9 protein-coding genes are annotated in these 13,862 nt (G+C 54.6%); 6 read left to right on the top strand and 3 right to left on the bottom strand.

Annotation, left to right across the window (positions count from 1 at the left end; translation table 11 throughout):
- The first annotated feature begins 160 nt into the window (after positions 1 to 160).
- Positions 161 to 1,501, top strand: a complete 1,341-nt coding sequence (locus TALK_RS08015) for a 3-carboxy-cis,cis-muconate cycloisomerase (RefSeq protein ID WP_085617647.1) — start codon at positions 161 to 163, stop codon at positions 1,499 to 1,501.
- Between the two features lie 55 nt (positions 1,502 to 1,556).
- Here the strand turns inward: TALK_RS08015 and TALK_RS08010 are convergent, their stop codons facing one another.
- Positions 1,557 to 2,054, bottom strand: coding sequence for a GNAT family N-acetyltransferase (locus TALK_RS08010; protein ID WP_085617645.1), 498 nt, complete (start codon positions 2,052 to 2,054; stop codon positions 1,557 to 1,559).
- On the bottom strand, positions 2,036 to 2,743 hold the full coding sequence (locus TALK_RS08005; RefSeq protein WP_085617643.1) for a TenA family protein: 708 nt from the start codon (positions 2,741 to 2,743) through the stop codon (positions 2,036 to 2,038). The genes TALK_RS08010 and TALK_RS08005 overlap by 19 nt, the downstream gene beginning before the upstream one ends.
- Before the next feature lie 251 nt (positions 2,744 to 2,994).
- On the opposite strand from TALK_RS08005, the gene TALK_RS08000 reads away from it, so the two are divergent.
- The 3 genes from TALK_RS08000 to TALK_RS07990 all read left to right on the top strand — a co-directional run bounded on the left by TALK_RS08000 (position 2,995) and on the right by TALK_RS07990 (position 5,143).
- A complete protein-coding gene (locus TALK_RS08000; RefSeq protein WP_085617641.1) occupies positions 2,995 to 3,231 on the top strand; it encodes a YgaP family membrane protein in 237 nt (78 codons plus the stop codon).
- 192 nt (positions 3,232 to 3,423) lie between these two features.
- Positions 3,424 to 3,837, top strand: coding sequence for a protein tyrosine phosphatase family protein (locus tag TALK_RS07995; protein ID WP_085617639.1), 414 nt, complete (start codon positions 3,424 to 3,426; stop codon positions 3,835 to 3,837).
- Positions 3,838 to 4,030: 193 nt separating this feature from the next.
- Entirely contained in the window at positions 4,031 to 5,143 is a 1,113-nt protein-coding gene (locus TALK_RS07990) for a GNAT family N-acetyltransferase/peptidase C39 family protein (protein ID WP_085617637.1), read from the top strand.
- A 47-nt stretch (positions 5,144 to 5,190) separates the two neighbouring features.
- Here TALK_RS07990 and TALK_RS07985 read toward each other — a convergent pair whose 3' ends face one another.
- Positions 5,191 to 7,152 carry a GNAT family N-acetyltransferase gene (locus tag TALK_RS07985; RefSeq protein ID WP_085617635.1) on the bottom strand — a complete coding sequence of 654 codons (1,962 nt, stop codon included), beginning with the start codon at positions 7,150 to 7,152 and terminating at the stop codon, positions 5,191 to 5,193.
- Positions 7,153 to 7,490: 338 nt separating this feature from the next.
- Between TALK_RS07985 and TALK_RS07980 the strand changes: the two genes are divergently transcribed.
- Positions 7,491 to 9,446, top strand: a complete 1,956-nt coding sequence (locus TALK_RS07980) for an autotransporter assembly complex protein TamA (RefSeq protein ID WP_245829776.1) — start codon at positions 7,491 to 7,493, stop codon at positions 9,444 to 9,446.
- Positions 9,443 to 13,858, top strand: a complete 4,416-nt coding sequence (locus TALK_RS07975) for a translocation/assembly module TamB domain-containing protein (protein ID WP_085617631.1) — start codon at positions 9,443 to 9,445, stop codon at positions 13,856 to 13,858. The genes TALK_RS07980 and TALK_RS07975 overlap by 4 nt, the downstream gene beginning before the upstream one ends.
- Positions 13,859 to 13,862: the final 4 nt, after the last annotated feature.

Genomic DNA, 13,862 nt, shown 5'->3' with positions numbered 1-13,862 from the left:
CGGTCCTGAGCTTAAAGTTGCCCCTGTGCCGTGTGATAAACGGGCAGGGGTTTCTTTTTGTTGTGTTGACCGAATGGGATGGTGGCGCGACACTGTCGCCTCTATCGATCTGTATCCAATGAATTGAAATAACACCTGTTTAAGCGGTGGACCAAACCAGATGACAATTTCGCCTTTTGATTCAAGCCTGCTTGGCAATCTGTTTGCCGATGCGGAAATTGCCGCCTTGTTTGATGATGATGCGCAGATTGCATCGATGTTGCTGTTTGAATCCGCCCTTGCATCGGCCCAAGCGCGGGCAGGCGTCATTCCCCAGGCCAGCGCCAATCGGATTGCCGATGTTTGCCGTGAATTTCGTCCTGATCCGGCGTCGCTTGCCGCAGCAACGGCAAGTGCGGGGGTGCCGGTACCGGCCTTGGTTAAGGCCTTAAAAGCCGAAATCGGCGGTGATGATGCGCGATATGTCCATTTCGGCGTTACCAGTCAGGATGTGGTTGATACCGGCTTGGTGTTGCGGTTACGCGATGCGGTGGCGGTGTTGCGCCGACGCAGTCGTAAATTGATCAAATCCCTGATCAAACAGGCCGAACAGCACCGGGCAACGGTTATGATCGGACGCACGCGATCCCAACAGGCGGTGCCGACGACATTTGGCCTTAAGGCAGCCGGGTGGCTGGCACCTTTGGTGCGGATTGATCATCGGATTGATACCTTGTGTCCCGGTTTGTTTCGGTTGTCCTTTGGCGGGGCGGCGGGGACGCTGGCATCCATCGGGGCCAAGGCGTTTGAGGTTGAAAGCAATCTGACCGATGAACTTGAACTTGAACCCACCGATATGCCATGGCACAGCCAGCGCGATGTTTTGGTGGATTTTGCCGCGCAATTAACCGCATTGACCGGCGCGTTGGGCAAGATGGGGCAAGACCTTGTTTTGCTGGCACAGTCGGAAATCGCCGAAGTTCAGCCGGGCAAGGGCGGCGGATCATCGACCATGCCGCATAAATCAAATCCGGTTCAGGCGGAAATGCTGGTGACGCTGGCGCGGTTTAATGCCGGGCAGCTTGGCACAATCGCGCAAAGCCAAATCCACGAACATGAACGCAGCGGGTCAAGCTGGCTTTTGGAATGGCTGATATTGCCGCAAATGATCATGGCCGCGGGGGCGGCATTGACGCAGGCGGTGGATATGGTGCCGGATTTGAAAATTAATGCTGACCGCATGAAAGAAAATCTGGAATTATCACATGGTGCGATGTTGGCCGAGGCGGCGACATTTACGCTTGCCGATCATGTCGGGCGTGATGCGGCGGACAAGCTGGTTAAGGACGGGCTTGCGCAGTCGGCAGCCCATAACAGCAATCTGTTTGATGAATTGCCCAAATTAACCGATGTTGCGGTGGATTGGGCCCGTTTGCGCGATCCGGCGAATTATGTCGGCCAGGCGGATGCCTATGTCGAACGGGTTGTGACGAATGCGCGGCGTGCCCTTAAGGAAAACTGAAAGCGCCTTGCCCCAACGAGGGCAAGATACCAATCCGCCGTTTTAAAATCGGGTGTCAGGTGATTGGGCGCAGCCGTTTTTCAACCGCGTAATTGTGAATGGCAATCCCGGCGACTTCGAAGTCGCGGCGTTCGACAACCTTGAACCCCTGTTTGACCAAAAACCGTTTGGCAAGTTCGCTGGCCTCGGAATAAAGCTTGGCGATATTGCGTTCTTGGGCGGTGTTTTCAATGGCGTCATACAGTTCTGCAACCGCACCGGTGCCTGAAATTTCGGGGATGGCATACAGGAAATGGATATGCCCGTCCGGTTCCAGATCACAGAATGCCAAGGGGCAATCATTTTCATCGGTCGCAATCAGGCAGATACGGCCATCATTCATCATGGTGGCAAAGCGGTCTGTGCCGGGGATCAGAGCCGTCCAGACCCGGACCTGATCGGGATTATAGATGCGGCTGCCGATTTCGGTGACGGCGCGGGCATAGATATCGCGCATGGCAGCGATATCATCGCTGCGGAACGGGCGGATCGTAATCACAATTGCGGTCCCCATGCAGCATCAAAGAATTGCACTTCAAGGGTGGTCGCCTTGCGGAAATAGGACTGGCACATTGTGCGCGCATCATCGCTCAGTTGCGGTCCGATTTGATCAAGCTGGTGGTTCAGAAACGCGACGACGCTTTCGAAATAGGGGCCGGTATGCAGATCAAGCCATTCCGCATACCAAAAGTCATCGGGACGGGTATCGATCATATCGCTGACGCGGCTGGCCCAGCCAAGATAGGTTCCCTCGGCAACGGCAAGAACCGCCAGCATATTGGCGTATTCGTTGCTTTCCATCGCGACGCGCATCAGTTCCTTGAATGCCGCGGTTACCGGCCAGTCTGGCTGTTCGGTTCGTTCCTGCGTGCTGACCGACAGCGTATCAAGCGAACGTTCAAAATAGGTATTTTCAGGCCCGGTCAGAAGCGCCAGAAACTGACAGGCGGGAATGCGATCAGACAGGGCAGGGGCACGTGAAACCGCACCGGCCAAAAGGGCGACAAACCGATCAATAAAACGATGATCCTGTATCAGGTAGTTTTTCAAGTTACGGTCAGAAACCGCACCTTTGCCCCATGCATCAGTAAAGGCATGATGAGTGACCTTGTGCCAGTCATCGGCAACAGAACCTTTAAGCCAATCGGAAAACGTTCCAGACGGATTTGCCGTTTGCCATTCTGGCCAAGCGGTAACAGTCATGTGTGGACGCCCTTTTTTTAATGACCTGATCGGTTTTTTATTTGATTTTCGCGCATTGCCTAACATGGGAAAGCTACAGGAGCAACCGGGCCAAGTGACGAATTGACAATTGGCGCTGCTTTGTCTGTGGCCGGTCATTGCGATGGATCAATATTTACATGAATAAATGCGAAAATTACATTTGATGATTATAATGTAATGTTTTATTTTTAGGTATTGAGGTCTTATCAGATCATAAATTGGAGGTTCCCATGACCAATGTTGGACAGGTTGATCGTATCTTGCGTTTGGTAGCCGGGGTTGTCTTGCTTGCCCTGCCATTCGTTCTTGCCGGTGAAACCGGACCGGTTTCCGCACTTGGTGGTTTTGGCTGGTTATCTATGGTCGCGGGTGCGGTCATGTTGTTGACCGGTGCGATGCGGTTTTGCCCGATTTATCGGATTTTTGGGCTTCGGACGTGCCCGATTACCAAAAAAACCACGCTTTGATTGGGGGCTGTCATGACGGCGTCATGACAGTTCTTTTGATATACAGCGCCTGATTTTACCATCGGTTTGCATAAATATGCGTGCCGGGAGTTGCCATCAGTCGAAGATAGTGGCATCCGTTATGTCATGATTTCGCTGAATACGCTTTGGGCGTATCAGCGGTCCCGTGACCAGAGATAACGGACCCAAAATATGAAACGCCTGAATGACGAAGTGACTGTTTCGCCGCAGATGCCGCTTGATGCCGTTTCTGAAATCGCAGATGCCGGTTTCAAAACCATCGTCTGTAACCGGCCCGATAACGAGGACCCCGGTCAGCCGTCATTTGCCGAGGTCGAGGCAAAAGCCAAAAGCCTTGGCCTTTCAGCCGTATTTATGCCGGTTGCAAGCGGTAATGTATCCGATGACGATGCCGACACATTTGCCAAAATCCTGAACGATGCCGCAAAGCCGGTTTTTGCCTATTGCCGCACCGGGACGCGATGCACGATTTTGTGGTCGCTGGCCAATGCGGGCAAATTGCCGGTTGAAGATATCGTCAATATGGCGGCCAAGGCCGGTTATGACATGGCACCCCTTGCCCCGCGCATTGCGGCACGCAGCTAGGCCTGGATTATGGGGCCGGTCTGATGCGATTGTGTTTATGTTATCTTGTGGTGAATGATCAGCCGGTAACGGCCTGTGATAACGCGTAACACCCCTGACTAAAAAGCACTTCCGGTTTGGCCGGTTTCATGGCGAAATGGGTCAATCAGCCCCATATCCGTATGTTGGGCGATAATTTAGTTTCGGGTGCCTTTTGACCAAGCTTGACCTTCGTATCGCGATTGACGGGGATATCGATGCCCTTTGTGCGATCGAAAAAAGTTCCTTTGACATCGACCGCCTGTCGCGCCGTGCGTTTAAACGTTTTATCGGCAGTGACACCGCGCGACTGTGTGTTGCGATAAAAGCCGATGTCGTGGTCGGCTATGCGTTGGTGATTTTCCGGTGCAATGTTGCCATGGCGCGGCTTTATTCCATGGCGGTTTCACCTGATTATCGCGGGCAGGGGATCAGTCGGGCACTTTTGACCCGTGCCGAGGAACTCAGCCTTGATTTCGGGGCGCCGATCTTGCGTCTTGAAGTTAATCCGCAGAACAAAACCGCAATTGGGTTGTTCACATCGGCCGGTTATCACGAATTCGCCCTGTATCCTGATTATTATCCCGATCACTCCGACGCACTTCGCATGGAACGGGTCTTGGTGCCGCAATCGTTGCGTCGGCCATCACCGATCCATTTTTATCATCAGACTTTGCCGTTCACCTGTGGTCCGGCGGCGTTGATGATGGCGATGAATGCGTTTGATCCCGAAATTGAAATGGACCGCAGCCAGGAAATCGCCCTGTGGCGTGAGGCAACAACGATTTTCATGACGTCGGGGCATGGCGGATGCGGGCCGCTTGGCCTTGGACTAGCGGCGCGCCGTCGTGGTTTTAACGTTGAAGTGTTAAGCAGTCGGGATGGACCGCTTTTTGTTGATACCGTGCGCAAGCCGCAAAATCGCAAGGTTGTCGAACTGGTACACTATGACTTTGCCGAGCAGGCCAAGACCCTTGGCGTTCAGGTAACAACCGGGCCATTTGGCATTGACGATATCGAGGAACGATCCAATCAGGGCAAAATCGCGCTGGTTCTGATCAGTCAGTACCGGATATATGGCGATAAAATCCCGCATTGGGTCGTGGTATCGGGGTTTGATGATCGTTATGTTTATGTCACCGATCCCGATATTGGCGAGGATTACGAGCCCTTTACCGGCAGTGATTGCGTATCGACCCCGATCTTGCGCCATGAATTTGATCTGATGGCGCGTTATGGCCGGGGCAAGCTTCAGGCGGCGGTCTTTATTGACAAAAGGGCCGGATAAACCGGCCCTTTGTACGTTTTATGCGGTTCTTTTTAAGACGCCGTTGGTTAAGGACGGGCGATCTTGGCCAGAAGATGGGCGATGATCCGGCGATACAAATCCATGCCCAGCACCACGTCTTCGACCCCGCCATCGATATTTGGGTTGTCATTGACTTCGATGACCATCGGGCCGCGCGGGGTTTCTTTCATATCCACACCATAAAGGCCGTCCCCCATCAGGCGGGCAGCGGCAAGGGCGGTGGAGACGATATCAGCCGGGGCGTCTTCGACAGCAACGGTTTCAAAGCCGCCTTCTTCGTATGATTTTCCGTCATCTTCGTGTTTGACGATCTGCCAGTGGCCGGGCGCCATGAAATAGCGGCTGGCAAAAAGCGGTTCCCCGCCAAGAACACCGATCCGCCAGTCAAAGGTGGTTTCGACATATTCCTGAATGACCAGCAGTTCCGAGTTTTTGAACATTTCGGATGCGACTTCGGCCAGATGTTCGGGGGATTTAACCTTGCGCACCCCGCGCGAGAAGCAGCCATCGGGGACTTTGATAACCGAGGGGAAGCTGAATTGTTTGCCGATTTCGCCAACCCGGCGTTTGTCAAAGATCGCACTGCGCGGGGCCGGGATACGATGGGTGCGCAGCAATTCGGCCAGATAGACCTTATTGGTACAACGCAGGATCGATTCCGGATCGTCGATCACGGGAATGCCTTCTTTGCGCGCACGTTTGGCAAAGCGATAAGTGTGATGATCCAATGCGGTGGTTTCACGGATCAACAAGGCATCGAATTCCGAAAGATGGTGGAAATCCTTGGCGGTGATCAGTTCGGCCTTTGCCCCCAAATCACTGGCGGCCTGAACAAACAGGGCCAGGGCGTCGCTGTCAGATGGTGGCAAGACCGCATCGGGATCATACAGGATCGCGACAAGGGCCGATGGCGGGTTGCCGCCGCCGGTGGGTTTGCGCACACGTCCGCGCAGATAGGCACGGATCGCGCTTTCGAAGGCAGGCAAATCTTCGGCGCCAAGCTGGTTTAAGGCCGGGGCTTCGATTTCGCGCAGGATGCGTTTGTCGGTCGGGTTCAGATGCAGGCGCAGGATCGGGCAGCGGAACTGATCAAAGGCACGTTGCGCAATATCGCGGAAACGTTTGTCGGTTGTGCGGCCAAAAAATACATCAATTTTGGTCGGATGGTCGCCGGGTTTGGCCAGTGCATCGACGATTTGCGAACTCATTTCCGCACGGGCGGTTTTTTGCAGGCGTTTCCAGTTCAAATCCAGAAGGACATCGGCCTCTGGGATGACGCGTTCGCTGCGTGCCGCGGCCAGCAGGCTGCAATAATAACCCCGCGACAGATATTCGTATGAATGGCACAGGTTGATCACACGCCGGTTGCGCACCCCGTTATCAAGTGCCAGATAATCGCGTACCCGCATCACACGCGCACCGGGCACCTGAAATGGCAGGTCTTTTAACCGGTCAACAAGGATCAGGGGCGCACCAGTCGCAACCGCAGGCGAGCGTTCGGTTGGAATGTCATAAAGATCATGTTGCAGGCGAATACCGTTCGCGCCGTCTTCGTAATAGCCGGGCAGATCGGCAATCTGTTCATAGCCGTGCCGGTTATATAAATTGCGGGCCGTGCTGTTTTCAGAACGCACTTCAAGGCGGATGCGCACACAGCCCGCATCAATCGCCAGGTTTTCAAGACCGGCCAAAAGCTGGGTCCCCAGACCCTTGCCGCGCCAGTTGTCGGAAATGGCCAGCGAATAAATGCGCGCCGTTGTCGTATTGGCGCGCAGCAACAGCAGGCCATAGCCAACGATATTTGGTGTGCCACTATCGCCGGCATCGGCAACCAGAAGGCGGGCGGATGCCTGACGCAGGAAGCGTAAAAAACCGGGCCGCGAAATGGCGTCGCTGGTGAAACTGCCGGTTTCGAGCGCACAAAGCCCGTCCAGATCAGATCGGGTGGCGTTACGGATGATGACGGGCAGGGATTGGGCTGATGACACGTCGGGGCCTCCGGCAGTTGGGTGGCTGTGGCAAACTTGTTGCTTTTAACTTCCAGTACGCGCAACACATTTTTCTGGCAAGTGCGATTACAGATCATAGCCATGCCATTTTTTCATGCGCTTTGAGCCTTGGGGCACTCGACCCGGATACAGAATGAAAATATGCTAGATGATTGGCAAGAGCCTAAAAATTATAAAAGAATTTGTGACACACCTTTGGCATAGGTAAAGCGTTACAATAAGATCAGGACAGAATGAAGCGACTGAGGATTTCATCATTGGGTAAGGCAATCAGCCGCAACCGTAAATTATATATGCCACGAATCGGGTTGGTGTCGATGCTGCTTGGCAGTTCGGTTTTGGCCGCCTGTTCGGGCGATGGTCCATTGTCGCTTGGTTTTGGTAATGATAGCGAAGCCGTCGCACAGGATCAGCTGGGAACCAGCATCCCCTATGCGGTCGAGATTGCCGGTCTTGATCCCCAGGAAGAACGCCTGGATGCGATGCTGCGTAATGTCAGCACGGCCATCCGGTTGCAGTCCCGCCCGACGCCATCGCGCGCAGGGCTTGAACGCCGGGCCGAGGACGATGTTGAACGGTTTGAAGCCGTCCTGCGGTCTTTTGGGTTTTATGATGGGCAGGTGACGTTTGAAATCCGTAAATTGGACCCGGACGACGATGTGACAGATGATGTTGTCACATCGGCAGATGGGGATGCCGGGAATGGTGCAGGTGACGATGCGGTTCAGGGCGCAAGCAATACCGATGGTGCGACCAATAACACCGATGTGCAAAGCCCCGATCCGCTGGAACTGATCTATCAGGTGCAAAGCAACACCCCCTATCTTTTGTCAGAGGTGACGCTTCGGATTATTCATCCCGACGAAACGGTCGAGCGCGAAGCAACGGATGCCGAACTTTTGCAAAGCCAATTGCATTTGGGGCAGCGCGTTGCGGCAGAACCGATCATTTTGGGTGAACAATACGCGGTTGATTTCATGCGTGACCGGGGGTTTCCCCTTGTTAAAGCAGGCAAGCGCACGGTGATGGCCAATACAGCCGAAAAAACCATTTCGGTGACCTATGAATTGATCACGGATCGTCAGGCAAATTTCGGTGCGGTTTCCGTCAAAGGGGCCGAAACAATCGATGAAGACTTTATCGCCGGGTATCGTAGCTGGCGCCCGGGGCAACAATATTCGCCCGAAGAAATCAAGATTACACGCCGCGACCTGGCGCAATCGAACTTGTTTGACAGCGTGATCGTCAAACCGGTTGGGCCGGTTAGCGAGGGCGGCGAAGTGCCGATTGAAATCGAAGTCAACGAACGCAAACACAGCACCATCGGCGGCGGGATTGATTTTTCGACCGCCGACGGGCCGGGGGCAAATGCGTTTTGGGAAAACCGCAATTTGTTTGGCGCGGGTGAGCGCCTGCGCCTTGGTGTCGAGGGTTCCGATCAAAGTCAGGGGCTTGAAGGAACATTTCGCAAGCCCCAATTCCTGCGTCGGCGCCAAGCCCTTGTTTCGAATGGGTCAGCCAAGAATTACAGCACGGATGCCTATGACGGGGAACTGGTCGAAAGTTTTGTCGGCGTCGAGCGCAAATTTGCTGAATATTGGTCGGCCACATTGGGGCCAACGGCGGAATATTCGGATTTGACGGGGGCTGATTCCCCGAACGAGCAATTCTATCTTGCCGGTTTGCGCGGCATTTTGCGCCGTGACAGCACGGATAATCCCCTTGATCCGATAGAAGGCAACCGGTTGGAATTTAACGTGTCGCCCTATACCAGCATCAGTGGGCCAAGTGCGCAATTTGCATCGGTTTCGTTGAATGGGTCGCAATATTATGCGTTTGATGACGATGGGGATTATGTGATTGCCGGGCGGGGCCGGGCCGGGATCATCATTGGTGAAGACCGTTCGTCATTGCCAGCCAACAAACGGTTCTATTCCGGTGGTGGTGGTTCGGTGCGCGGGTATGAATACCAAAAAGTTGGCCCGCTTGATGAAAATAACGATCCCGAAGGCGGGCGTTCGGTGCTTGAAGTCGGGGCAGAATTCCGGGCGCGCATCACCGAAAGCATTGGGCTTGTCCCGTTTGTTGAGGGCGGTAATGTTTTTGAATCCAGCAACCCGGATGATCTTGGTCTGTTATGGGCCGCCGGGCTTGGGTTACGCTATTATACAGCCGTCGGACCGCTTCGTTTTGACGTCGCGGTCCCGCTTGATAAGCGCGACAATGTTGATGACGATTTCCAGATTTATCTTAGCCTTGGACAAGCATTTTGACGCCGTCTGACACCCCAAAATCACCCCAAAAACCAAAACGCCGCCCCATCGCAAAATGGGTGATACGCGGCGTTATTGCGTTTGGCGGTCTTTTGGGTGTGCTGATTTTGGTCGTCGGGATTGCGGCGACCGGGCCGGTTTTGCGCGTTATGACGCCGTGGATCAACAGTACCGTGGCCGATGCGATTGAGGGTGATTTTGATCTTGGCCGGATCGAAGGCAGTCTTTGGACCGGGGTGTCGCTGGATCGTTTGTCGCTGTCGATACCTGATAACGGGCTTGCCGTTGATGTCAGCCGCTTGGCGGTTGATTGGTCTCCGATGGCGCTTTTGGGCGGCGTGCTTCGGGTTGATCGGATTGAAAGTGCCGAAATTGATGTCGTGCTGCCGGGGATGGGCGGTGACGATGAAGTGCCGACCGATGATGACAGTGGGTCGGGTGATTTTGCACCACCGCTTGCGATTGAGCTTGGCAAGCTTGCACTTGGCCATATTCGCATTTCCGATCCAGCCAGCGGCAAAAGCTTTGCCTATGGCCTTGAGGGGCGGGCGGCAATCCGCAAAAACCTTTCGGGTGCCTTGGCCGTTGATTTAAAACCGCTTGATGACAGCATTGACCGGCTTAAGGCCGATATTGATTTTGATGGCAAGAAACAGCGTTTAACAGCGGAAATTGACGGTCAGCTTGATCGTGCAGGACTGGTGATGACGCTGGCCGGGTTAACCCCGGATGAAGCGCCTGATGTGACATTGCGATTGACCGGTGATGGCCCGGCCAATGACTGGCAGGGGCGAATTGACCTTGCCGCAAGTGATCTGGTGACCCTTGGCGGGGATATTGGTATTGCGCTTGGCACGTCAGATCTTGTGTTTAATCTGGATGGGGTGGTGGAGGCACAGGGGGTTCTTGCCAATGTAGTGCCAGATCCGTTGCGCGGCGATATCGCGCTTGGCATTGGCGGGCGTTATGACGCCAGGGCCAATCGTCTTGCCCTGACGCGCGCCAACATCACCAAGGCTGATCTGGCACAGGTTATGGCAACGGCCGATATTGACCTTACCGACAGCATTTTGGTGGCCGATCTTGAAGCGGATATTGACCCAAAGGCATCGGTATTGGCCGATGGTGCGATATCCTGGGGGCGGTTGAACCTGTTGGCGCATGCCAAGGGGGCGCTTGCAATGCCCGATATCAGTGTGATGGTGCGCGGACGGGATGTTGTGACCCCGGTTTCAAGCATTGGCAGTCTGGCGCTTGATGCGGATATGCGCGGTGATGATCGCGGATTTGCGGTGCAAAGCCGTATCGATCTTGCAGCCCATCAATGGCAGGACGCCGATTTTGCCGCGATGCTGGGCGATGGGCAACAGGTGGTGCTTGATGCGATGATTGCCCCGGATTTCAGCAAATTCGCCCTTGGCAAGATTGTGATCGATGCGCCGGGGATTACGGTTAACGGTGTTGCTGATATTGATGATGCAATGGCGGTAAGGGACGGCGAATTGATTGCCGATGTCAGCGACCTTTCGATCTTTGCGCCGATTTCTGGTCTTGATCTTGTCGGCACCGGCCAAGTTGCGATCCGTCATCTGAACTGGTCGCCCGATGCGGGCGGCGCAGGTGATGTTGCGGTGACAACCGGGCAGGTTGGCTTTGGCATTGACGATCTTGATCGTGTTGTTGGCCCGACGCCGGGCATTGATGGCAAACTTGCGATCAGCGAGGTGTTTGATTTTTCGATCACCTTGGATCAGATTGCGACCGCCATGGTTTCTGGTCCGGCGAAGGTTGATATTTCAAATGAATTCAGTTGGTTGTCGGTTAAATCTAATCTGATGGTTCAGTCCGGTTCCGTGCCGCCAGATAGTGGTGTTTCGATGGCGCCGGCAACGCTTTTGGTGGCGCTCGATGGTGATATTTCGGCCCCGCCCGGCACGGTGACACTTGCAACCCCGTCGATTGTCGCCGGGGGACAGACGTTTGAAAAAGTCACCGTCACAAGCGAAATGCGTTGGTCCGATCAGGCGGTTTTGTCGCTGATTAACCGGGGTGGTTTTGCAATGGCGGGGCGCCATTACGATCTGGCAGCGGATGTTGTGTTGCCCGACGATGGGGTGCATATCGACAATATCGCCCTGACCGGGGATCGGATTGATCTGGCGGGCAAGCTGGCCTTGCCGGATTACGCCGTTCCGATGCGCGGCACATTATCCATTCGCAAGCTTGATGCCGTGATGCTTTCGGATTTCGGGGTTCCAACAACCAATGGAACAATACAGGGTGACGTGATTTTTGGCGCGCAATCGGGCCAGCAGAAGATCGATATTGAGGCCGCGCTTAAAGGCATTCGATTGGCGGCTGAAAGCGGGGCCGACCAACCCGCCATCAAGGATGTGACAATTTCCGGGTCGATCAAAAATGCGTTTGAAAAGCCCGGTTTTGATTTGAAATTGAACGGACGCGATATTCGTTATGCGCCGGTCGTGCTTGATCAACTGACAACCGCGATTACCGGGGATTTATCGGCGATTGGCATTGCGATGGATACCACGGGTCAGTTGCGTGGCAATATCCCGATCAAATTGAATGCGGCGATGGAAGTGGGCGTTGTCGATGGCATTACGGTGCGGGCGGACCGGTTGGACGCGACCATCGGCAGCCAGACCATTGCCGCACAAAAACCGGTTTTATTTAGGCAAACGGATGCCGGGCGGCAGAAACTTGATGCCGTGGTTAAGGTCGGTGCGGGGAATGTGACCGCACGGCTTGATCATCAGCCCGGCCGTGATTTTAACGCCAATGCGCAGATTGCCGATCTTGTCCTTGGCCCATGGGGCGAGATGTTTGGTCTTGCCGGGGCGGATGGCACGATGAATATCACCGCTGATCTCAGTGAAAAATCCGGGCAGTTACCGGTGGCGACGATCCGGGGCGGGATTGATCATATTGTGTCGAGTGCGGCAAAGGATTTGGCACCGGTCGAGATGGTTCTTGATGTCGCCCTGCGCGATGGTCAGTTTGACGGTACGGCGACGCTTGGCAATGCGGATGCCCGTGTGCTTGAGGCGCGCGGGACGGTGCCGCTTGGCATTTCGTTCTTGAAACAGGATTTTGCGATTGATCCGAACGCGCGGATTGATGCGGTGGTTAAGGTTGACGGCGAAATCGGGCAATTCTGGCCCTATGTTCCGGCACCGGATCATGTGCTTTCGGGGAAAATTCGGCTTGATGTGGTTGCCAAAGGGACGCTTGAGACGCTTGATTGGAATGGCACATTGGCCCTTTCCGATGGCGCTTATGAGCATCTGGAATATGGCACCTTGTTAAAACAAATCACGATCAATGGTGATTTTGATCAGAATGGTTTGCGCATTCCCGAAATCACGGCAACCGATGGCGGCAATGGCAAAATCAATGGGTCAGCCGAGGTCGTCATGGATGGTGATCCGCTGGTGCGTTACAAGGCTGATTTTAAGGTCGATAATGCGGCCCTGTCGCGCAAGGACGAGCTGCAATTCTGGGCCGATGTTGAAACATCTGTCACCGGGACCGAACGAACCGCCGATATCAAAAGTGATGTTGTTGTGCGCCGGGGTGAAGTGGATTTGACGCTTGCCCTGCCGGTATCGGTTCCGGCCCTTGATGTGCAAAACCTTGACGATGCACAACAGCGCGCGGATGCCGAAAAGAAAAAGAAGGCATCGGGATTTGTCGGCAATCTTGATGTGACGGTCAATATCCCCGGGCGGCTATTTGTGCGTGGACGGGGGCTTGATTCCGAATGGGGCGGCACGCTTGATATCACCGGCACCACCGCCGAGCCGATTATTGTTGGCCAGTTGCAGGCGCTTCGCGGGCAATTGGATATCATTGGCAAGACATTCGTGATCAAGGATTCCAAAATTACGTTTTCAGGCGCGACGCCGCCCGATCCGTTGCTGGATATCGAAGGGGTTTATACCACCACCGATCTGACCGTGACGGCGGGGTTCAGTGGCCCGGCCAGCGACCCGGAACTGGTATTGTCATCCGATCCGTCCTTGCCAGAAGACGAAATTTTGTCGCAGGTCCTGTTTGGCAAATCGCAAGGCAGTCTGAGCGCAATTGAAGCGGTTCAGCTTGCCAGTGCGGTTAATGAATTGTCCGGTGGGGGTGGTGGTTTTGACATTGTCGGAACGATCCGCCGTTTTATCGGCGCGGATGTGTTGCAGGTGGGCGGCGGTGATGACGGGCCGAATGTCAAAGTTGGCAAATACCTGACGGAGGGGGTCTATGTTGGCACCAAAACCGGGACCACGCCGGGATCAAGCGGGGTCGAGGTCGAGATTGAATTGACGCCAAATATCAGCGTCACCAGCGAAACCACCGAGATTGACAGCAAGGCCGGTGTTCAGTTCCGGCTGGATTACTGATCGG

Source organism: Thalassospira alkalitolerans, from assembly GCF_002115745.1.
GTDB classification, from domain to species: domain Bacteria; phylum Pseudomonadota; class Alphaproteobacteria; order Rhodospirillales; family Thalassospiraceae; genus Thalassospira; species Thalassospira alkalitolerans.
The sequence above is the reverse complement of the archived record's forward strand: the minus strand, read 5'-3'. Positions and strand labels throughout refer to the sequence as shown.